At 43.5% G+C, this 22,389-nt stretch carries 21 protein-coding genes and 1 pseudogene; 12 read left to right on the top strand and 10 right to left on the bottom strand.

All coding sequences use genetic code 11. The features are described 5' to 3' along the window. Positions 1-27 precede the first annotated feature (27 nt). The 8 genes and pseudogenes from LC608_RS05450 to LC608_RS37470 all read left to right on the top strand — a co-directional run bounded on the left by LC608_RS05450 (position 28) and on the right by LC608_RS37470 (position 5,441). Positions 28-1,011: an AraC family transcriptional regulator gene (locus LC608_RS05450; RefSeq protein WP_229552547.1), complete on the top strand. Its 984-nt coding sequence runs from the start codon at positions 28-30 to the stop codon at positions 1,009-1,011. Positions 1,012-1,110: 99 nt separating this feature from the next. After that, positions 1,111-1,437, top strand: a complete 327-nt coding sequence (locus LC608_RS05445) for a helix-turn-helix transcriptional regulator (RefSeq protein WP_229552546.1) — start codon at positions 1,111-1,113, stop codon at positions 1,435-1,437. A gap of 119 nt (positions 1,438-1,556) precedes the next feature. Continuing rightward, positions 1,557-2,328: pseudogene (locus LC608_RS05440) on the top strand (substrate-binding domain-containing protein). Positions 2,329-2,357: 29 nt separating this feature from the next. Next, positions 2,358-3,509: an ACR3 family arsenite efflux transporter gene (arsB, locus tag LC608_RS05435; protein ID WP_229552545.1), complete on the top strand. Its 1,152-nt coding sequence runs from the start codon at positions 2,358-2,360 to the stop codon at positions 3,507-3,509. Positions 3,510-3,685: 176 nt separating this feature from the next. Then, a complete protein-coding gene (gene arsC / locus LC608_RS05430) occupies positions 3,686-4,099 on the top strand; it encodes an arsenate reductase, glutathione/glutaredoxin type (protein ID WP_229552544.1) in 414 nt (137 codons plus the stop codon). A 50-nt stretch (positions 4,100-4,149) separates the two neighbouring features. Next, on the top strand, positions 4,150-4,620 hold the full coding sequence (locus tag LC608_RS05425) for a dual specificity protein phosphatase family protein (RefSeq protein ID WP_229552543.1): 471 nt from the start codon (positions 4,150-4,152) through the stop codon (positions 4,618-4,620). Then, entirely contained in the window at positions 4,617-5,303 is a 687-nt protein-coding gene (arsH, locus tag LC608_RS05420; protein ID WP_229552542.1) for an arsenical resistance protein ArsH, read from the top strand. Before LC608_RS05425 ends, arsH begins: the two co-directional genes overlap by 4 nt. Before the next feature lie 6 nt (positions 5,304-5,309). Continuing rightward, positions 5,310-5,441, top strand: coding sequence for a bluetail domain-containing putative surface protein (locus LC608_RS37470; RefSeq protein WP_374108375.1), 132 nt, complete (start codon positions 5,310-5,312; stop codon positions 5,439-5,441). A 127-nt stretch (positions 5,442-5,568) separates the two neighbouring features. Here the strand turns inward: LC608_RS37470 and LC608_RS05415 are convergent, their stop codons facing one another. The 6 genes from LC608_RS05415 to LC608_RS05390 all read right to left on the bottom strand — a co-directional run bounded on the left by LC608_RS05415 (position 5,569) and on the right by LC608_RS05390 (position 12,704). Next, positions 5,569-6,255 carry a PHP domain-containing protein gene (locus tag LC608_RS05415; RefSeq protein ID WP_229552541.1) on the bottom strand — a complete coding sequence of 229 codons (687 nt, stop codon included), beginning with the start codon at positions 6,253-6,255 and terminating at the stop codon, positions 5,569-5,571. Positions 6,256-6,721: 466 nt separating this feature from the next. Beyond that, complete coding sequence (locus LC608_RS05410; protein ID WP_229552540.1) at positions 6,722-7,858, bottom strand: AIR synthase related protein; 1,137 nt, start codon at positions 7,856-7,858, stop codon at positions 6,722-6,724. Positions 7,859-7,927: 69 nt separating this feature from the next. Next, complete coding sequence (locus LC608_RS05405) at positions 7,928-8,134, bottom strand: hypothetical protein (RefSeq protein ID WP_229552539.1); 207 nt, start codon at positions 8,132-8,134, stop codon at positions 7,928-7,930. Between the two features lie 297 nt (positions 8,135-8,431). Then, the gene (locus LC608_RS05400; RefSeq protein WP_229552538.1) at positions 8,432-9,034 is read right to left on the bottom strand and encodes a superoxide dismutase; all 603 of its coding nucleotides are present in this window, start codon (positions 9,032-9,034) and stop codon (positions 8,432-8,434) included. Positions 9,035-9,770: 736 nt separating this feature from the next. Beyond that, positions 9,771-11,375 carry a bifunctional pantoate--beta-alanine ligase/(d)CMP kinase gene (locus LC608_RS05395; RefSeq protein WP_229552537.1) on the bottom strand — a complete coding sequence of 535 codons (1,605 nt, stop codon included), beginning with the start codon at positions 11,373-11,375 and terminating at the stop codon, positions 9,771-9,773. Positions 11,376-11,600: 225 nt separating this feature from the next. Continuing rightward, positions 11,601-12,704, bottom strand: a complete 1,104-nt coding sequence (locus tag LC608_RS05390; protein WP_229552536.1) for a septal ring lytic transglycosylase RlpA family protein — start codon at positions 12,702-12,704, stop codon at positions 11,601-11,603. Positions 12,705-13,602: 898 nt separating this feature from the next. Here LC608_RS05390 and glsA point away from each other — a divergent pair. From glsA to LC608_RS05370, 4 genes are all read left to right on the top strand, one after another. Continuing rightward, positions 13,603-14,586, top strand: a complete 984-nt coding sequence (gene glsA, locus LC608_RS05385) for a glutaminase A (protein WP_229552535.1) — start codon at positions 13,603-13,605, stop codon at positions 14,584-14,586. A gap of 494 nt (positions 14,587-15,080) precedes the next feature. Continuing rightward, a complete protein-coding gene (locus LC608_RS05380) occupies positions 15,081-15,398 on the top strand; it encodes a hypothetical protein (protein ID WP_229552534.1) in 318 nt (105 codons plus the stop codon). A 142-nt stretch (positions 15,399-15,540) separates the two neighbouring features. Then, positions 15,541-19,017, top strand: coding sequence for a PAS domain S-box protein (locus tag LC608_RS05375; RefSeq protein WP_308189835.1), 3,477 nt, complete (start codon positions 15,541-15,543; stop codon positions 19,015-19,017). A gap of 51 nt (positions 19,018-19,068) precedes the next feature. Continuing rightward, positions 19,069-19,455 carry a four helix bundle protein gene (locus LC608_RS05370; protein WP_229552532.1) on the top strand — a complete coding sequence of 129 codons (387 nt, stop codon included), beginning with the start codon at positions 19,069-19,071 and terminating at the stop codon, positions 19,453-19,455. Positions 19,456-19,496: 41 nt separating this feature from the next. On the opposite strand, the gene LC608_RS05365 is transcribed toward LC608_RS05370, so the two are convergent. From LC608_RS05365 to LC608_RS05350, 4 genes are all read right to left on the bottom strand, one after another. After that, the gene (locus tag LC608_RS05365; RefSeq protein WP_229552531.1) at positions 19,497-20,312 is read right to left on the bottom strand and encodes a DUF1838 domain-containing protein; all 816 of its coding nucleotides are present in this window, start codon (positions 20,310-20,312) and stop codon (positions 19,497-19,499) included. A 104-nt stretch (positions 20,313-20,416) separates the two neighbouring features. Continuing rightward, positions 20,417-21,601 carry an AbrB family transcriptional regulator gene (locus tag LC608_RS05360; RefSeq protein ID WP_229552530.1) on the bottom strand — a complete coding sequence of 395 codons (1,185 nt, stop codon included), beginning with the start codon at positions 21,599-21,601 and terminating at the stop codon, positions 20,417-20,419. Between the two features lie 41 nt (positions 21,602-21,642). Further along, complete coding sequence (locus LC608_RS05355; protein WP_229552529.1) at positions 21,643-21,798, bottom strand: hypothetical protein; 156 nt, start codon at positions 21,796-21,798, stop codon at positions 21,643-21,645. A 90-nt stretch (positions 21,799-21,888) separates the two neighbouring features. Then, on the bottom strand, positions 21,889-22,227 hold the full coding sequence (locus LC608_RS05350; protein ID WP_229552528.1) for a hypothetical protein: 339 nt from the start codon (positions 22,225-22,227) through the stop codon (positions 21,889-21,891). Positions 22,228-22,389 lie beyond the last annotated feature (162 nt).

Here is a 22,389-nt window from a genome sequence, read left to right as displayed (position 1 = left end):
TCGTTGTACAATCCTGCAAACTTAGAAATGAACGCTGCGAAAACGAGTGAAAAGTCCGATATCTATTTAATGAACGACCCGCAGGCAAAGCGCGAGGCAGACAGAGCGCAAGCCAACAGAGACGAACTGAAAGAGCGGATTGCACAGGCTATTCGTCATGATGGGACGATTGAGCCGCTCAAAGGTTTGCACTTCAACCGCTCCTCTTCGCCTTCGGAATGCGTTCATAGTGTCTCTGTCCCTGCATTTTGTGCGATCGCTCAGGGCAGCAAAGAAGTTCTTTTGGGTAGCGATCGCTATCAGTACGACCCAATGCATTATCTGCTGGCTACGGTCGAACTGCCAATTATCAGCCAAATTCTGGAAGCGTCAAAGGCGCAACCTTACCTTAGCCTCCGCCTCGATCTCGATCCCACCCTCGTTGGCTCAGTGATGGTCGAGGCAGGGTATCCCTCATCACGCAGCCGTGCTGATGTGAAAGCGATTGACGTAAGTCCATTGAATGCAAATCTATTGGATGCTGTAGTACGGCTCGTCAGGCTTCTAGATTCCCCTGCGGAAGCTCATGTTCTCGCACCACTGATTAAGCGAGAAATCATTTACCGACTCCTGATGGGAGAGCAAGGTAATCGGCTCCGTCATATTGCAGTTCTGGGTGGCTACACCTACCACATCGCCAGAGCCGTCGAGCGACTTCGTAAAGACTTTAACGAGCCGATCAAGATTGAAAGCATCGCACGAGAGATGGGAATGAGTGTTTCGGGCTTTCACCATCACTTTAAGTCTGTCACGGCAATGAGTCCCTTGCAGTTCCAGAAGCAACTGCGGCTTCAGGAGGCTCGCCGTCTGATGCTGGGGGAAAACCTTGACGCTAGCAGTGCTGCCTACCGAGTGGGGTACGACGATGCCTCGCACTTCAACCGAGAGTACAAGCGGCTCTTTGGTGCACCACCGATGCGCGATGTGGAGCGGCTGCGAGAAGCTGCTAGGGAGATTGCTAGTTCAATATAATCTCCTCAACAATACCTTAGCCAAAATAAGAGGAAGAACAGAGAGATTGTTAACCCATCATTTAGACTTTACCATAAAGGAACACTTCAATAAAAGTTGATGGCTTTTAATAGCACCTTCACTCCTGATACGATCGCTGCTGGCTTTCATGCCCTGTCTGACCCCCTACGGATTAAGGTATTAGAACTTCTGCGCTCTCAAGAACTATGCGTGTGTGACCTGTGCGACTACCTGGGAACCACTCAATCTAAATTATCTTTTCACCTCAAAACCCTGAAAGAAGCTGGTTTAGTTCGCGCTCGTCAAGAAGGGCGCTGGATTTACTACAGCCTCAATCTGCCGCAATTTGTTGTCCTAGAACAGTATCTAGCAGAATTCCGCCGCTTTAGCCCAATATTACCGATTCGTCCCCCCTGCGAGACTTAAAAATTCATCAATTTTTTTTGTAATGTTTTGTTTACTTATAGTTATCTACGGATTGACAAATCAATTTTTTTTGAAATGATAGAGATATACTCTTGATATAACTCACAGGGGTGGGGTCAATGAACACAACAGCAAAGAAATTGGCTCTTGCACTCAGAATGTTCGCTTTGACAAACAGTTGTACAGCAGCATCCAACACATCTACTCAAACTCAGGAGTCACCTTCTGTAACTGAGGTAAGAGATTCTGGTAAGGTTGCAACAACAAAAATTGATGGTTCCAGCACGGTCTATCCCATTACACAGGCAATAGCTAAAGACTATCAAGCTGACCCAAAGAATCGGGTGCAGGTTGCAGTTAACATTTCTAGTACTACTGGCGGATTTGAAAAATTCTGTGCCGGAGAAACCGATATTAGCAACGCTTCCCGACCGATTTTGAAGGCAGAGATGGAAACTTGCAAACAAAATGGTGTGGCGTATATGGAGTTTCCCATTGCTTCCAAATGCTTTGGGTTACTTTGGCTACGCCTATTACTAAAAACACCAAGATAAGTTAAAAGCCCTGGCAATTAACAACGGTAAAGGTGCAGTACTGCCATCACGTCAAACTGTAGAGAAAGTTCAGTATCAGCCCCTTGCTCGACCTTTGTTTATCTATGTTAATTTTCGGGATAACCAAAACAAGGGATTAGTAAACAAATTTGTCGAATTTTACATTGATAAAGCACCAACAATAGCAAATGCTGTGGGCTATATACCTTTACCAAATGAAAGCCAACAGCTCAATTACGTTCACTTGTATCAAGGCAAAGTGGGAACAGTATTTGAAGGCAAAGCAGAGATGAACCTAACAATTGGGGAGTTGTTACGGAAAGAAGGCAAATTTTAGCGATTTCTTTTATTTTTAGGTTTATTCCAATGAGTCAGAATTCACAAGGTAGTACAGCCCGGATACAAGCAGGAAGCAATCTAAGTTTTTTTGAAAAATATCTCACCGTTTGGGTATTTTTGTGTATCTTTGTTGGAATTGCACTAGGTAGATTGTTTCCAGGGATAGCGGTAGCTCTTGATGCAATGAGTGTGTATCAAGTGTCTATTCCCATCGCAGTATGTTTGTTTTTCATGATGTATCCAATCATGGTGAAAATTGACTTCACACAAGCAGCAAATGCTATCCGCGCCCCAAAACCAGTTATTCTCACCTTGGTAGTGAACTGGTTGATTAAACCATTCACGATGGTAATATTTGCTCAATTCTTCTTAGGATGGTTATTTCGTCCTTTGATTACCGGAACTGAGATCATTGGTGGTAGTGAAGTAGCACTGGCAAATTCTTATATTGCTGGTACCATCTTACTAGGAATTGCTCCTTGTACAGCAATGGTACTGTTGTGGGGATATCTTTCCTACGGCAACCAGGGACATACCTTAATAATGGTGGCAGTAAATTCTCTGGCGATGCTGTTCTTATACGCACCATTGGGTAGATGGTTATTAGCGGCGAATGATTTAACCGTACCTTGGCAAACTATTGTTTTGTCAGTAGTAATTTATGTTGGGTTTCCCCTAGTGGCGGGAATGTACAGCCGTTACTGGATTTTTAAATACAAAGGTACAGAGTGGTTTGAAAGACGGTTTTTAAAGTATCTGACTCCAGTTTCAATTACTGCTCTATTGCTAACTTTGGTACTACTATTTGCATTCAAGGGCGAATTAATTGTTAAAAATCCCTTGCATATCTTGTTAATTGCCGTACCACTGTTTATCCAAACTAATTTTATTTTCTTGATTAGTTATGTAGCAGCATTGAAGTTAAACTTAACCTACGAAGATGCCGCACCCGCAGCATTAATTGGAGCAAGCAATCATTTTGAAGTTGCTATTGCCACTGCTGTGATGCTATTTGGGTTAAATTCAGGTGCAGCACTGGCTACAGTGGTAGGGGTTTTAATTGAAGTGCCTGTAATGTTGATGCTGGTTGAGCTTTGTAAACGCACAGCAGCTTGGTTTCCACGGGAACCGGAAAAAGCGACATTGCAAGATCCACGCTGTTTTGGTGTCTTAAAATAATCACAATTTTTGACACTAAAGATTGTGTAATCAAAGTAATAGCTGATCTTCCTAAATAGAACTGCCTTTACTAATTAGCACAGTACGGCAAAAACATGATTACTAATTACGAATATTTCGTAACACCTGAATCTCGCAGCTTATAAATTTAACGACATTATTGGGGGAATCGAATTATGAAACGAGTGATGTTTGTCTGCAAAAAGAATTCTGCTCGTTCTCAAATGGCGGAAGGCTTTGCTAAAACCCTTGGTAAAGGAAAAATTGAAGTGATTAGTTCTGGGTTAGAAGCAAGTCAGGTCAGACCAGAAGCGATTGCAACCATGAAAGAAATTGGTATCGATATTACCGATCAACACTCCAAACCCGTGAGTGATTTCCAAGCGAAAGACTTTGATGTAGTGATTTCTTTGTGTGGCTGTGGCGTGAATTTACCGCCAGAGTGGGTTATGCAAGAAGTATTTGAAGACTGGCAATTAGACGATCCAGCAGAACAACCGGAAATTTTTCCTAGAGTCCGCGATGAGATTAAAGAACGGGTGACTCAATTGATTGAGTCTGTAAATAAAGAAATCACACCTGCTCGATAAAGATTGCAACGTCAAATTGTAGTACTGGAATTAAACTAAGGCTCGAACCAATGGAGCAAGAAACAATTCAACCAATTTCAGAGAACCTGTGGTGGGTGATTCCAGGGAAACTGGCAGGTGTTCGGAAGCCAATGGCAGAGGAATTGACAGAGTTACAGGCTACTGGTGTAGGTGCGATCGCCTCCGTTATGGATGACCCCTCTAACCTAGATTTGTATCAAAAAGCAAATATTCCTCATCTGTGGTTGCCAATCAAAGGTGGCACTGCACCCAGCCTAGAGCAGCTTCAGGAATTACAAAAGTTCATTGACACTCAAAAAGGCATTGGCAACGCTGTTGCAGTTCATTGCACCAGTGGGAGGCGAAGAACGGGAACGATACTGGCTTCTTATCTAATTTACACTGGCTCCTCTTATAAGGACGCAATACAGAAAATCCAACACGCAAATCCTGATGTTGAGTTGCGAGAAGCCCAAAACACTTTTTTGCGAGAGTTGGAGGAAAATAAGCAATTACCATGACGACATTTGAGCATCCCCCCAGAATTTTGTTTTTGTATGGTTCTCTGCGTGAGCGTTCCTATAGCCGCCTCTTGGCAGAGGAAGCAGCACGCATCATTGATGAATTTGGCGCAGAGGTAAAGTTTTTCAATCCCTGTGAACTGCCGATTTACGGCAGCGTACCTGACACCCACCCAAAGGTACAGGAGTTGCGCCAATTAAGCTTGTGGTCAGAGGGGCAGGTCTGGTCTAGCCCAGAACTGCACGGTCAGATTTCTGGCATTATGAAAAACCAGATCGATTGGATTCCCCTCACTATCGGAGCCGTTCGCCCGACTCAAGGGAGAACTTTAGCTGTCATGCAAGTGAGTGGTGGATCTCAGTCTTTCAACGCCGTCAACACATTAAGAATTCTTGGGCGCTGGATGCGGATGTTCACTATCCCCAATCAATCTTCAGTGGCTAAAGCATACGAGGAGTTTAATGAAGACGGGACTATGAAAGATTCGCCCTACCGCGATCGCGTTGTCGATGTCATGGAAGAACTTTACAAATTTACCTTGCTATTGCGTGACAAAGTTGATTATCTCACAGACCGCTACAGTGAACGTAAGGAAAAAGCTACTAAAGAGACAATCAAGATAGCTTCTCAAGCTCTTGAAGTTAACTCTAATATAGTTTTCCAACACACTGGCTCCCCTTAACTCAAAATAACAAGTGGAGCGATCAACGATAGCACTGCTGGTTTTCAGTCTAATAGTGATTTGTTAGTCAATTTAACAGGATTAACGGGTACTTTACCCGCGTTGGGAAATATTGCAGTGAGCAGTTTCTTTGCTTAGTTAGCATCATGATTTTCAAACCAACCTGCCGAATATGGGTTGATATCAGGCTTGATTATTGAAAATCCAAAATAGAATAACCTCCTGGCAGATTTAACCAGGAGAGTTCAAAAAAATTGATTCATCTTTACAAGCGTTGTAGCAGGCTCAAACCGTGGGTATCAGTACCACAAGTATTGAAAAGAAAGTATTCATCAGCCAACTTTTGTACTTGTTCTGATTCTACTACGCTGGGTTTCCAGGGGTTAGGGTTATTGTAGGCGTAAAAAGTTTCCACACCATCAATGCCTTTTTGGGACGCGGCTGGAATTAAGTCAAAAAGCGATCGCTTATAACGAGCCGGATGAGCCAAAACTGCCAATCCCCCAGCTTCATGAATAGCAGCAATCACGTTACTTGCCTGATATTCTTGCCCTGTAGTCGTCCTTCTTTGGAGATAAGGCTTCATGCTAGGGTGTTCTGGTGTAAAAGCGTAAGCCAAAATGTGAACTTCTATATCCAAAAGGTTGGCATTAATTTCCACACCACTCCACAGGTAAGGAGTGCTTGCACCAGGATTATTCCACTTCCAGTCTTCTAACCAAGCAAGTGCCGCTTGATAGCCAATAATACCATGATGATCGGTGATGGCTAAACCTTTTAGTCCAATCGCGATCGCCTGCTCCATCAATGCACTCGGCTGCAACCTACCATCCGAGTAGACAGTGTGCATGTGAAAGTTGAATAACTTTGGGCAACTTTGTGCATCAATGTTTTGGAATACTTGCTTCAAAAGTTCTGTGGAAGCAGTAGTTCGGGCCAAATTTACAACCATAACCCCCTCTGAACAAAAATATATCTTTTTAACACACTAAAACGGCACATCTAGAGATGAGAAAGACTCAGCACTCTAAATTAGTTTTGGCTGCTACTTTCTCAGCTTTCTCAGCAAATTTTTCAATATGTTAAGACTACGTTAGCAAATCTTAATCTCAGTAGTCATGGGTAATTTGTACTACTTTAAAGATAAGTAGTAAAAAATATTGCATGGAAATTTATATAAATACGTTTATAGCATTTATGCTAAATGACTTACTTTTAAAGACTTAAGAGAGTAATTATCTTTGATAAGCCTGCAATTCAATTAAAGATTACGTGTAAATAAATATAAAATTCCCAGTAATTACACTAGTATAGATAACTAGTAATGATTTCAGCGCAGGCATCGCATCAGTCAGCCTACAATAGCTTCAAGAAAACTAGCGATGTCTACGACGGGCTATGCCTACGCTCCTGAATCACTATACTCCTCGCGCAATTCCAAAAGAATCTCCCTTCAAGGTGACTCCAAGCGGTTCTATTACCACCTCGCGGCTAAAAGATGCTTCAACCCTTCCAGCAATCACAGCCGTAAGCTTATGTTCTCTTGCAAGGATGACGATCCTCTCTGCATCCTGCTCCGACTCTGTATAGAATGCAAATCCTGCACCGTAATTGAAAACAGAAAGCATCGTCTCAGCCCCGCCTTCAAGATGACCCTCGACAAACTTAAATATCTCCGGCACTGGGAGCATTGTGTCGATAACATACCGGAGCGGCTTCACTGAGCGCATCAGCTTTTGCCATCCATGTCCAGTGATGTTCTCCATAGCGGTGGGACGAATCCCCTCGCCAAGCACCGCCTGCACAAGGGGCGTGTAAAGATACGAAGCAGCATTCATCGCTTCCCAGAACTCCTGCCCACTTGGAAGTTTTGTTCTGTAGCCATCAGGGAGTGACTCGGCGAGCTTTCGCAGTGGGGTAAAGCCGTTCTCATGGGGCCCCGAACTCTCGACCAGAACAATGGTATTTCCGGCATCTAGACGCGAGCTATCAATGGGAGCGACACCAGTCGGCATAACCCCAAAAACCGAGCCTGCGATGTCGAGCCGACCTGGAATCATCTTCGTTTTTAGTTGAGGAGTTTCTCCTGAGAGGTAGACACACCCCACTCGTTTGCATCCCTCAACCACTCCATCCAGAAACCCATCAAGGAAAGCGGGGGTGAAGATCGTTTCAGGCGTACTTGACGGCAGATATAAACCGAGAAGTATAGTCTGCATACCTGATGTTGCGGCATCGTTCGTAAGACACGAGATGATCTTGATACCAATATTCCACCAAAATCGTCGAAGTTCTTCTTCGGAAAGGTCGTCAGGTCGAGTATCGTCTGCTGTACCCAGCCCTTCGGGGACAAGTGTCATCGAAAGTTCTCTAGCCCCCGCCTCTAGAAACGGAGCGAGATTGAAGCTGAAAGCGTTAGCACTTGCTCCAAGACCCGATGCGGGCACGATGCCATAGGCGCTTGCAAAGCCAAGGGTGCGTTTTGCGGCATCGATGAAGCGTCGTTTTGCGGCATCGAGAGTATCGTAATCGACTTGATCGAGAGCTTGAGCCATCAGGTTGCGTTAAAAGTTAAAAGTGAAGAGTTAGGAGTTAAAAGTTAGGAAAATTCATAACTCCTAACTTTAAAATACATCATCTTCAATACCACGCCACCATTCCCCCAAATTCATCATGTCTTGGTAAATGTCCTTTAATTCTTTGTTGTAAACATCGTCTGTAAGGGTGGCTCGACGCTCTTGCAATTTTTTAAGGCGCAGTTGTACCAATAGCCAAGGTTTAGTGATGCTATTAGTTGCTTCTATGTATTGTGCTAGTTCTGTGCTATCCATAATGTTTTATATTTTGATTTTCACGGCACTACTTTTATTCAAGGAACTTCCAGAAATTAAATTATTCAATTTTGCGAGCGACTATGATCGTTAGATTCTTCCTCCCCTCGTTCCCCTGCTCGCCAAAGCGTACCCTTTGGGGAAGCAAGCTACGCGTAGCGTCCCGCAGGGATGGAATATTTTTTAATTGGAAGTCCCCAAGCTACTGTCCGTCCCGCCATTTAATAACAGAAAAGGGAGAAATTCTTTTTAATTTCTCCCTTTTCTTGGTGGAACCAGTTCAAAACTGACAGCTAATTAAGCTTTGGCCAAGTTTTCAGCAGCAAAGTCCCAGTTGACCAAGTTATCTAGGAAATTCTTGATGAACGCCGGACGGGCGTTTCTATAGTCAATGTAGTAGGCGTGTTCCCAAACATCCAAGGTTAGGAGTGCTTTCTTGCCATGAGCTAGAGGGTTTTCTGCGTTTGGTGTTTTGATCACCTTCAGCGTACCACCATCATCAATGAGCCAAGACCAGCCACTGCCGAATTGAGTTGCGGCTGCGTTCGAGAACTCTTCCTTAAATTTGTCAAAGCTACCAAAATCTTTATCGATTTTGGCTGCGAGATCACCAGTGGGTGCGCCGCCACCTGCTGGTTTCAAGGAATTCCAAAAGAAGGTGTGGTTCCAAACTTGGGCAGCGTTGTTGAAGATTCCCGCTTTAGAGGAGTCGTTGAAGGAAGTTTTAATCACCTCTTCCAGAGACTTATTAGCAAGTTCTGTACCTTCAGTGAGCTTGTTGAGGTTGTCTACATAAGCTTTGTGATGCTTGCCATAGTGATACTCAAAAGTTTCAGCTTTCATGCCATGTGGCTCTAGAGCATTAATCTCGAAGGGTAGTGGGTCTTGTACAAATGCCATCGTGTCAAATCCTCTCTTTACCGGTTTCCAGTTTTAAGCTATTACAGAAGCTTAGGAAATTAACAGCTTTTATTTTTAAGGTTTTATGTCTTTAATGATGAAACATAAAACTTAACATCGTCATTTTACTACCAAAGTGAAGATAAAAACAAAGTACTCGTCTAATAAGTAAAATCACTAGGAAATAATCATTATAAATAAAAATGGCTAATATTCCCTAGCTAAAGACCACAAGACTTACGCAAAAAAGCAGTGAAAGCATTGATTTACTGTAGGGGCAATTCATGAATTACCCCTACATTTCGTACCTGATGCGTAAGTCCTAAACCAATAAGTAATTAAGTAGGTAGGAATAATTAAACGTAAAATACCAACGAGTGAAATCAGATTCCTGAGAAGCTTTTAACTTTTGGAGGCGGTGCGGTCTTCTTTACAAGAAGCTACCCGAAGAGGTAAACTCCAATCAACAAAAACTGCCTTTTACTTAGCATTTAGCAATTAAAGCTTTCAGGCTTCTATCTGTGGCAAGATTAATTGCGATGTGAAAAATCAGTCGAAAGCGTGATGATTTAGTACTTAAAAAAACTAATATCTGCAATACCGAACTAAAATTTTAAAATTATTTATTTTGCATCTGGGCTGTTTCTGGTAGGTACAGTTTTGAGGATGGTAAGTGGATAATGACTCACCCACCACCCTTTTAAACTGAAAAACTAACCACAAATAGTGATGATTACTACTGAGATAAACGCTGCTGGTAGTAGTTCACAATTTGTGCTGTGACTTCAGAAATATTCAGACCATCGGTTTGAACTTCAACCGCATCGGCTGCTTTTTGCAAAGGGGAAACTTTGCGTGTACTATCTTTCCAATCGCGTTCAGCAATGTCCCGTTCGAGTTGCTCTAAACTCATTTTGGGTTGACCTTGTTTGTTAAAGTCTTCCTGGCGACGACGGGCGCGTTCACTCACAGAAGCGGTTAAGAAGATTTTCACTTCGGCATCGGGGAATACATGAGTACCGATATCCCGACCTTCCGCTACTAAACCACCTTTCTTTCCCCAATTCTGCTGCTGTTTAACCAGTGCTTGACGGACAGCGCTTTGTGCAGCGATCGCAGATACTTTAGATGTTACCTCAATCGTGCGAATTTCCTGGGTAACATCGATACCGTCAATCCAAACCCGCACCGACGATTGTAAATCCTGGTTAGGGGTAAGTTCAATTTTACACTGGCTAGTTAATTGGGCGATCGCACACTCATCATCAATGGCGATACCCTTTTGCAGAACTAACCAAGTTACAGCCCGGTACATAGCTCCTGTATCTAAATATACTAGATTTAGATTTGCCGCTACTTGACGCGCCACTGTGGATTTTCCAGCTCCGGCTGGGCCATCAATGGCGATAATAGGTTGACGATCGCGCAATATAATATTGTCAATCAAACGTGTAGACCCAAGACGAGCTGCGATCGCCAACATTCCTTCCTCCTGAACTTTTTCTAAAGACATTAACGTAGTCGGTTCAACCAATTCTATATATTCCACTAAAATCGTGCTGACTATAGCCACTTCTTGCTGTACTAGTGCTATCAACTTGTTACTATTGCGATCGCCTGCAAAGAAACCAGCTTCAGCGCGTCGCAAGCCGCGATATAATGCCGCCGCTTGCTCTTTTGCCGTTGCAGTCAAATATTGATTACGAGAACTGAAGGCAAGACCCGAAGCTTCCCGCACTGTTGGACAAGCAACAATTTCTACTGGCAAATTTAAGTCAGCTACTAAGCGTTTAATAATTGCCAGTTGCTGACCATCCTTTTGACCAAAGTAGGCACGGTCAGGCTGTACCAAGTTGAAAAGTTTGGTCACAATCGTAGCGACACCCTGAAAGTGACCTTGCCGAGAACGACCACACAAGCCTGTTATCATAGCAGATGGGGGGATAACTTGTGTAACCTTTGATTCTTGTATACTCTTCTGGGGAACTGCCATTTCTTCCGGAGTCGGCGCAAAAATTGCATCTACCCCAGCTTGTTCGCAAAATTGTTGGTCTTGCTCTAAAGTGCGGGGATAGCGTTGATAATCCTCATTGGGAGCAAATTGCAGGGGATTGACGAAAATACTTACAATCACCGTAGAATTTTCTTGCCGCGCCCGTTGAATCAAGCTTAAATGACCTTGATGCAAATTTCCCATCGTTGGCACCAGACCGACTGCCGTCTGATACCAGCCAGTCATCTCATCTAGTCTTAGATCCTCAGTAACCGCAATTAGCTTGTTTTCTGAGCAGCGTTTAGTTAAATAGCAGCGTAAAGCTGCGACTGTTGTCAGCAGGCGCACAAAAATACCCCTAGTTATCGATCCCTCCCCCGTTAGTTTATATCTGAAAGAGAGGGAAGAGATGATTGAACTAGGGGAATTGTTATGGGAAGTGGGGAATGGTGAGTGGGGAGTGGGGAGTGGGAAAGAGGAAGCAGAAGTTCTTGAATTTTGAATTGATTTCTCCCCCTGCTTCCTCTGCTTCCCCTGCTCCCCTTGCTCCTCTATTCCCCACTCCCTACTTGATTATTTCCCCAAAACTTCAATATGTACTGGTGCTACGCCACTGCCCATCATTCCCAAAATTCGAGCTGCACCAGTAGACACGTCAATGACTCGACCCCGAATGAATGGGCCTCGGTCATTAATTCGCAGCACTACAGAACGACCGTTACGGGTGTTGGTTACACGGACTTGTGTACCAAATGGTAAGCTGCGATGGGCGGCAGTCATTGCTTCTGGGTTGAATCTCTGGCCGCTAGCAGTACGATTACCAGAAAAGTCATAGCCGTAAAAAGAAGCTATACCTCTCAAGGTGGTTCGCACTATTCCGACGGCAATCTGTTGAGGCTGCTTTGGCATTGCTACTGGCGAACGCACAGGTAAATTAGCAATCTCTTTTAAGGGAGATGCATTGCCTAGTAGCCTCCGTAGGCGATTGGTTGCTTGCAATGCATCTTGCGCCAGATTGTTAGTACTATCTGCTAGTCGGGTACCTTCGTTGATTTCGACTAATTCTTCGCCATTAATTTTGATTACATAGCGATCGCCATTTGGTTGGACTGGGGCGCTTTTGTTTTGCGCTTGATTGTCAGTCGATTTTTCCCCTGCTTTCCAACTTACGGTAATCTTACTCCCGTCCACATTTTCCCGATTCAACTGGTTGATCTTTGCTGCTATTACACCAGCTATCTGAACCGGGTCATTGTCGGCGGAGCTAACCTGGTTACTTACATCTGTTAAGCTCCCACTATCCAGTCCATTTGATGAATTGCTAGCAATAAGGGCGTACTGTTGTACGCCCTCAGGGTTTCCAATTGCACCAACTTTTTTAGTTTCAAGATTCGTATTTGATACAGAACTCAAAAAGGTGAGGACAGGTATATTTCGGATAAAAAGGGTTGCCGCCTTACGTCCTCCAACGTTGTGAGGATGAATTTGTGTAATCACAGCATCCAAGGTTTGTTTCCCTGCTCTGGATTGGTACTCTCCCACCTTCACCACATCAGGGGCGGGTGATTTCTGGGAAGCTAGCGCATTTCCCTTGGTGGTTTGAGTGCAACCAACCGAAGGTATGCCCAAAACAGCCATAGACAGGGTAACAATAATCCACAAATGTCTTTGATTCATGCGTCCGTTTTTTAAAGCGACTGTAGAATTTAAGTTTCATGATTCGCGGGATTCTTCACTTTGTGAAAGTGACTTCCCTCCTGAAAAACTCGAATTCGTTCCGTTTTCACTTTGTTGTTTATAACTGCAACAGACTAGCACGAACCTTTTGGCTTGGGGATCAGGGTTTTAGCGTAATTCTTGGCAGCTTTCTCAATTTAAATTCCAATTTTCAGGGCGAAACCTTTCTCAATTGAGGACTTTGGCTATGTAACGCTTTTTTTGGCAAGTCCAAAAATTATTAAAAAAGCTTTACGCTTATTGCACCCTAAAGCGACGATACCCTATTCCCATCGGCTCTAAAGGCTCGTTGCTACCCATGTATTTTATATTACATCGATTTTGGCTATTTACAACTAGAAGATAATATAACTTTAATTGAATGGCATCGGCATAAATACTTAAAATGACTTATTTCATGAAATCTTTAGATTTCTCTACGAATAAGTCATGATATGAGTTACATCTTAAATAATTATGTAAATTAATTTGGGTTTAATATCTTTTTTCAAAGTTTTTTCCACTTAAATTAATCATGACTTTTATTTTCCATGACTAGACTAAAAATAGTGATATATATAACTTGACATTACAGTATTACTGAGTATAAAAAAAAGGAATATACTCAACCTAATATTTTTCAGGATGAATGATAAAAAAATTAGTAAATCTTTGCGATCGCTTGTAGCTCCATTTTGTGGCGTATTATAAAGCACATTAGTCTTTTTATGACCTAAGTACTTGCTTAAATATGATTTTTTAGAGCAAGCTATCTGTTCAAAAATCTTTGTGGTTGTAAGGATGTACAGCTGCACCCCTACTATATATAGTAGGTATTTTGGGAAATCCTATCAGCCTGATGACAAACCAAGCACATCAAGGAGATTTAGAAATAAATCCATCGCCATTAAAAGCTTTTCTCAATGAGTTGCATTCTCAGTACAAGTTACTGGGGGAGGGTGCAGTAACGAAATTTATTCCCGAACTGGCAAAGGCAAACCCGGATTTGTTCAGCATTTGCATTGTGACAGTAGATGGTCAGGTTTACAAAGTTGGCGATTACGATCACCTCTTTACCATTCAGTCAATTTCCAAAGTATTTGCTTATGGACTTGCTTTAGAAGATCATGGACTGGATTACATATTGACTAGAGTTGGCGTAGAACCAACGGGTGATGCATTCAACGCGATTGTTTTGGATGAGCAATCGAAGCGACCTTATAATCCAATGGTAAATGCAGGTGCGATCGCAACCACCAGCTTAATTAAAGGTTCTGGCCCAACTGAACGCCTCAACCGAATGCTGGATATGTTTCGGCGATATATTGGCCGCGATGTGTTCGTTGACATTTCTGTTTTTACCTCAGAACGCAGTACAGGGCATCGCAACCGGGCAATGGCGCATCTGATGCTCAACTTTGGCATGATTGACCGGAATATAGAAGAGTCGCTGGATCTTTATTTCCAGCAGTGTGCGGTGATGGTGAATTGCCAAGACTTAGCAGTGATGGCGGCTACCCTTGCTAACAAAGGGATTAACCCGATTACCACAGAACAGGCGGTAGATAAGCATTACATCAAAGATATTTTGAGTGTTATGTATACCTGCGGAATGTACAACTTTGCAGGTGAGTGGGCTTATAAAATTGGGATTCCGGCGAAAAGCGGAATTTGTGGTGGGATTATCGCCGTTGTGCCCAATAAGATGGGCATTGGAGTTTTTTCGCCTCTGTTGGATATGCGTGGTAACAGTGTGCGCGGGGTAAAGGTGTGTGAAGAACTTTCCCAACGGTTAGGGCTACATTTATTTGACTGTTCTGGTCAGGAGGCGAAATTCCAATAAATTTTGCTTAAAAGCTACTCAACATTAACCTTCTTTAGGCTAGACAAATTTGCCAGAATCTGATTCATAAGCTCTCATTGTGGTTTGAGAACAGAAATACTACCTCCCGTTTTTGAAACTTTAATAGCGATGCCTACGGCTGGCTACGCGCAATACGGTTCGGTTAACAAAGTCATCTGTTGAGGCAAGCTGTTCTTGAGCAGGGGGAGAAGAGAAGCAGGGGAAGAGAAATTGCTTAATAATAACTCTCTTTCCTCCCCTGCCTCAAAAGCTTATCCGAACCATATTGTGGCTACGCCTACGCGGCAGTCTGAAGGATTAGTTTAAACGCCAATCTCATCCACCTTTAGCTAGTTTGCGAGGTTTTGAATAGTATATAAAATGTTATTAGAACATGAAATTTTTATACTAGTAACTTTTTAACGAACTGTTACAGATAAGCGAGATAGCTCCTATTTGATAGTTTTTTTAAGGCGATAGTCGGGATTAAGATTATGCATGAAGTTTCAAAGCAGACTATAGAGACAGCACAAAAACATGCTCAAAAATCAATTGAGCATAGCAAAGAGATACAAGAGTTGGGTAAGAGTTTACAAACAGATGACCAAATCGAGCCGGAAGAAAAAGAACGTATGGAAGCCTATGGAGAAACCATGCACGAGCACGCGCAGAAATTTCAATATTTGGCGCACAGACTAACAGAAGATCCTTCAGCAGATGTGTTTTCAGAAGCAGTAGAGGAGCATATAAAGGTAAATCAAGCCCATATCGAAGCAATTAAAGAATTTCAAAAGATAGAGCCGCCAGCTTAAATGAGATATTAATTAAATATTAAATTTATTTGCTTTTAGCTGGATGCATTATTGAGCTTGTTATAAGTCTAATAACTACTTTTTGAGCCTTTTGATTTCAGTTAAACACAGCGATTTGCCTATATATTATTAATTAATAATGATGTGTTTATCCTCAAACAATACTTCAGCAGTCACGGAAGCGGATGTCTTGATTACAGAGGCTCTGGCTGGTCGTCCAGCGAGACAGCCAGATTTAGCGTCTGAAAACCGAGCGCTCCACATCCTCGGTCAACAACTCATGGACGATCCGCAATCCATGCTCAAAACCCTGGTTGAGATTGCTGTCGATTTATGTCGAGCCGATACTGCTGGAGTCAGTTTACTGGAAACAAATTCTAATGGTGAATCCAGATTTCGCTGGGTAGCGATCGCAGGCGCATTAAAATTTTTAGAACAAACCACCACCCCAAGTAATTTTAGTCCCTGTGGCACCACACTTCAATCTAGGCAGCCGCAACTGTATGCCCATCCTGAACGTTATTTCAACTATCTGCACCATCCGCAGTTTCCCATTGTTGAGGGATTGGTAATTCCGCTAAGTGTAAACAATCAACCATTAGGCACTCTTTGGATTGTGTCGCACCATGAGGCGCGACAGTTTGATGCTGAGGATCATCGGCTGATGACGAGTTTGGCAGGTTTTACTGCCTCTGCTCTACAAAGTATCCATCAAGCGCATCAGGCAACTCTTGAAGCTGTACGCCACGAGCAAGGGACTCGTGCAGCACTCCATCATAGTCAAACGCAGTTCGAGGCGCTAGTTGCCAACGTGCCAGGTATGGTCTTTCGCTATTTGCCCTGCACAGATAGCCCCCATCGCTTTACCTTCGTGAATTCTGGCTCCCGTGAACTGTTGGAATTGGAGCCAGAAACAATTCTCCGAGACGCTAATTCCTTTGTAGAACTAATTTACTCAGAGGATTTGCCGTTATTTAAAACCTCCATTGCTGACGCTATTAAGAACTCCTTACCCTGGCGTTGGGATGGGCGTATCATGACACCATCGGGTAAACTCAAATGGGTTCAGGGTACTTCCCGCGCTGTGCAAACGCCAGAAGGATACGTGTGGGATGGGTTACTGATTGACGTTACAGATCACAAACAAGCAGAAGCGGCGTTGCGCCAAAGTCAAGAGTTCAATCGGCCGATCCTTGACAGTAGCGACGACTGCATCAAAGTATTGGATTTGTCAGGGCTAATCGTGTATATGAGTCCAGGCGGTCAGGCGGCGCTCAACATCAGTGATGTCAGACCGTTCCTCGGTTGTTCATGGGTCGAGTTTTGGCAAGGAACCGATAGACAAGCCGCACTGAACGCAATTGATTGTGCAAAAGCAGGCAAAATCAGCACTTTTCAAGGCTATCGCCCAACTCAAACAGGCGAACCGAAGTGGTGGGATAACAAAGTTAGTCCGATTAGAGGAGCCGATGGGCAAGTCGAACGGTTGTTATGCATATCTCGTGATATCACCGCTCGCAGGCAAGCTGAAGCAGCCTTGCGGGAATCCGAAGAGCGTCTGCGTCGGGCGTTCGCAATCGAAACGGTCGGTGTCATTTTTTTCAAAACCAACGGCAATATTACCGAAAGCAACGATGCTTTCTTGCAAATGAGCGGCTACAGCCGTAAGGATATTGAGCAAGGATTGGTGGGGTGGGACAAAATGACACCACCGGAGTGGATGCCAGATTCCCTCAGAGCAATCGAAGAGTTTAAAGCAACTGGGAGCATTAGTCCCTACGAAAAGGAGTACATTCGCAAGGACGGCTCACGGTGGTGGGGATTGTTCTGTGCCAAATGTCTCAATGAAGAAGAGGGTGTGAAATTTATAATTGACATCACCAATCGCAGACAAGTCGAACTTGAGCGAGAACACTCTCTTGCTCGTGAACGACACTATGCCGAACAATTGCAGGGATTGACAACAGCAGCGTTGGCAATTAATTCTGCCCTTTCTGTTGCAGAAGTTCTGCAAGTAATTACCACGCAGGCAGCATCGATTATTAGTGCCCATCAGTCCGTCACCAGCATGAGCCTTCACGAAAATTGGGCACAGTCAATTAGCTCTATTTACCTATCCGATAAGTATGCCCAGTGGCGAGACTACAATGAAAAGGCAGATGGATCTGGAATTTACAGCTGTGTATGTCACCTGAATCGATCAATGCGAATGACACAAGCCGAACTTGAAAGTCATCCCCGTTGGCGAGGCTTTGGTAAGGAGGCAAAGAACCACCCTCCGATGCGGGGCTGGCTCGCAGCACCTCTAGTGGCACGAGACGGACGTAACATCGGATTGATTCAGCTTTCAGACAAATATGAAGGTGATTTCAACGAAGCGGATGAAGCTATCCTGGTGCAGCTAGCGCAAATGGCATCGATCGCAGTTGAGAATGCCCGATTATACGAAGCAGAACAGCAAGCACGGTTGGCAGCAGAAGCATCACGGGAAGAAGCCGAAGCCGCAAACCGAGTTAAGGATGAGTTTTTAGCAGTATTGTCACACGAGTTGCGATCGCCTCTCAATCCAATTCTGGGTTGGTCTAGTCTACTTCAGAGCCAGAAGTTGAATGAAGCGAAGATAGCATACGCTCTAGGAGCTATTCAACGCAATGCTAAGTTGCAATCAGAATTGATTGAGGATCTTTTGGATGTTTCCCGCATTCTGCGGGGCAAACTCAGCCTGAATGTTGCTCCAGTCGATCTTGCTGCGACGATTCAAGCAGGGATGGAAACCGTGCGGCTAGCAGCCCAAGCCAAGTCAATTTCAGTGCAGACAGTGCTTGAACCCAACGTTGGTAAAGTTTTGGGTGATTCAACTCGTTTGCAACAAGTGATTTGGAATCTGCTCTCAAACGCGATTAAATTTACGTCTGAAGGGGGACAGGTAAATATCTGTTTAGAGCAACTTGGCTCTGTTGCTCAAATTACCGTCAGCGATACAGGCAAAGGTATTCATGCTGATTTTCTTCCCTATGTGTTTGATTACTTCCGCCAAGCAGACGGCACTACCACAAGAAAGTTCGGTGGACTGGGATTAGGGTTGGCGATCGCGCGTCATTTAGTCGAACTGCATGGTGGCACAGTTGAGGCAGAAAGTCCAGGTATTGGGCAAGGAGCAACCTTTACAATCCGGCTACCGCTAATGTCCACTCAGCCAGCAACAAATCAGGACAGTAAGCTGCTTGATTCCTTTCTAGATTTGAGTGGTATCAAAGTTTTAGTAGTAGATGATGATACTGACACGCGGGAATTGACTGTTTTTGTGCTAGAGCAGTATGGGGCAATTGTCACAGCTGTGTCTTCAGCTTCCGAGGCATTCTTGGTTCTCACCCAGTCCAAACCCGATGTGCTGCTGAGTGATATTGGGATGCCCGATGTAGACGGTTATATGTTGATACAGCAGGTTAGAACCTTGTTGGCACAAGGCGATCAGATAAAAGCGATCGCCCTGACAGCCTACGCCGGGGAGATGAATCAACAACAGGCACTAAAAGCAGGTTTCCACAAGCACATCTCTAAGCCAATAGAGCCAACGACATTAGTGCAAGCAATCTCTAGCCTGGTTCGATCTACTTAGCTGTCAAAAAGAGGAAAAGGGGCAGGGGGCAGGGGGCAGGGGGAAGGAGGAATGGAAAAAGAACCAATTAAAAGTCATGAAGACTTGGAAGTATACAAAATGGCGTTTGATACAGCCATGAAAATATTTGAACTATCCAAGAAGTTTCCTGTAGAAGAGAGATATTCGTTGACCGATCAAATTCGTAGATCGTCACGTTCTGTATGTGCAAATCTGGCGGAAGCATGGAGAAAACGTCGCTATGAAGCTGCTTTTGTGGCTAAGTTAAATGATTCGGAAGCAGAAGCCGCAGAGACTCAGACTTGGTTGAAATTTGCTGTCAAGTGCAGTTATTTAGATGTTGATACAGGTAGAGAACTTTATGGAAATTACAACCGGATTTTAGGCATTCTAGTAACCATAATCAACAATCCATCCCCTTGGCTCATAAAACGCTAATTATCCCCCTGCCCCCTGCCCCCTGCCCCCTGCCTATTCGGTTAAAATTCTTCTGCTTGGGGAAGCGGGAAGATTTCACCTGCTAAGTAAGCTTGAAAGTGTTTTTGGAAGTATAACCAGGAAGTCATATCTTCTCCATCTACCAATGCTTTTGGGGCTTTTTTATATAGAGGAATACGGTTATTAATTTCGTCTTGCAGCACTGGAGGCAGTTCTGTTAAACCATTGATTTTGCTGCCAACAGCACTGTAGATCAGTTGACCGGGGCGATCGCCCATTTTCATCCAGGGAAGCCATTGACCAATTCTATCCCAACTCAGTTTGAGTTCAGAAACTGATTTAAGTGCTGGGTTGAATAAATCTGCGGTTGGCACAGTTAACTTAAACAATTCAGCTGCCTGATAAATTGGATTTGGGCTGTATTCGGCAAATTTGGGATCGTCTGCTAAGGGATTGGGGTAATGGGGAAATATATCAAAAACAAAGGTTGTGCTGTCACCATCTACTTGTGCGGGGAAATTTCCCTTAAACTTACCCTGCACTGGATTATTAGCAACGTGAATCACCGGAACTGTCTCGCCTGTCCAAGGATTCTCCCATTTGGTCAAAACCTCATCCGTTTGTGGGTTGAGGTAGTAAGTTAATTCCCTGGAAGTAAAATCCCAGCTACCCTCATCTGTGGGAATACACCTGCTAACACTCAATCCCAGCATCTTAAATAGGAGCTGTCTTTTCTCACCGGGGATAAAAGCGTAAATTTTACCTTTCCAAATCAGGAAAGTAGATTCGCTAGGGTCGAGAGAAGAACGAGTTTTAACCCAGTGCTGCGCTTCAAGTTCTTGGATTTGGGCAACCATCTAAAACATCCTTAGTATTTAAAAGGGAGTGGGGAGTTAGGAGTTAGGAGTTAGGAGTTAGGAGTTGGGAGTTTTATCTCGCTTCTGCCTAATGCTTTTATCAATTAAACTGATTCAGAAAGTTGCTCATCTAGACGGTGAAACAAATACAGCCAAAGCGGTAGAGAACTATTAATCGCAATTAGTCGCACTAAATGACCAGTTGTGACAATTTCAACATTATGATTCAATGCTAAAGAAACTAGGATCATTTCTGCTGATCCTCCTGGTGCTGTGACTAATAGACAGGTTAACCAGTCCCAAGAGGTTAATTGCATCGCAAGTATAGCAGCGATCGCTCCCGCTATTAGGGTCATTCCCACGGACATCAAAGCATAGCCGATAGTCCGCTTTCTAAAGTTGGGTTTGTCTCCCCAATACTCACCAATAGTAATTCCCAGGAGCATTTGACCCAATAGGTTAATTATTGGCGGCGGACTAAAGCTAATATCACCTACAAAAGGTAGCCAATGTAGCAAAGGATTAAACCCAATACCAATCAACAATGCACCAAAGAAATCGCCAGCCGGAATTTTAAATAATATAGCTGGATAAACTACTAATCCAGTAATTACCAGTACTAACAAAAGTAATTCTAATTGAGATGGATCGAAATTGAGCCAAGCAGCGTTGATTGGGAGTGTTTGCGGAGAGTAATTACCAGTTGATGTTTTAGCGATGAAAGGAATTAGAATAACTACTGAGGTGACGCGAATTGCCTGCACTAAGGCAACCAAACTAACATTTTTGTTGTAATCGGCGGCGATCGCTGCCATAATTCCAACACCACCAGGAACTGTAGCCAACATTGCTGTCAACAGGTTGGTTTTGCTAAGGCGCGAGTAGATATAACCAATACCAGTTCCACTCAGCAGCAGAAACAAGGTAAGAAAAATAAATATGGGAATATTAGAAGCAACACTAGCTAGATTCCCGTGAGCATTGGAAGCGCCAACAGTTAAGCCTACAAGTGCCATTCCCACTTTTCTAGCAGCGCGGTTAGGTTGAGGAGAATATTGATAAAAAATTCGACACCCTTGAAGAACCACTGTACCAGCAGCAATCCCGCCAAATATCCAGGCAATTCTACCAATTTGGAATTTTGCCAGAACTAAACCCAGAGGTAATGCCAGAAGCATTTCCAAGACAAGGACAATTAATTGTTTCGTAAATAGCTGTTGTTTGGTAACAACGGGATTTTCATGAGTCTGTTCTTCCAGGTTGGGAGCAACACTTAGACTTTGATTCATCTATAATGGGCTTTTTTATTAATTTAACTTATGTACTTAAGTTAGGGCGATCGCATCAAACAACTAGTACAGCGCGGCGTAAATAAACCACCATTCCAAATCAATAAAACTCTTACGCTGTATTCATTTTGACTTTTGACTTTTGACTTTTGCCTTCCGCCTTGCCCTACTAGGTCTAAATTTAGCGCGTGTTGCATTTAAACAAAAATGCCTATAGAGAGAGGATAGGGGCACAATGATCGTTGTGCCCCTACAAATAATTTATATTCTTTCAATGATTCAGCCGTTTAATCTTCGTCAAGGGCTGGGAAAGCTTCTTCAAGCTGCCACAACCTATCTTTATTTTCAACGAACCAAATACGAGTTTCTGGAGTTAATTTACTCCAAATGTCTTCAACAGGGATGTGAGGAGATGCATATTGGTACTGCTGACCAAGTGATTTGAGATTTTCTGCCACATCACGGGGAATTCCGAATTGTTCCCAGTTAACTGTTATGTGTCTTCCCGAAACTCCGGCTGTGGGGTCGAAAACCAATTGTGCTGATCTGACTAAATCAGCAAAGTGTTTCGGTTTTAGTTTGGTGATCTCCTGAATTTGGAGTGATTCGTTATGCTCTTGAGACATTATCGCCGCAGTGGTAAAGATTAGTGATTCAGTTGAACTTACTGCCAGAGATTTTTATCCCAATATTTTTACTTTAGCGCAGAGCCACTAACTTGAGCATCACTTAACCACACAAAGAGTTTGAGCAAATTGTTTAAGGGAAACAGAGATAAAAATTTTAGG

It is taken from the genome of Nostoc sp. XA010 (genome assembly GCF_020829625.1).
GTDB lineage: Bacteria > Cyanobacteriota > Cyanobacteriia > Cyanobacteriales > Nostocaceae > Nostoc.
The sequence above is the reverse complement of the archived record's forward strand: the minus strand, read 5'-3'. Positions and strand labels throughout refer to the sequence as shown.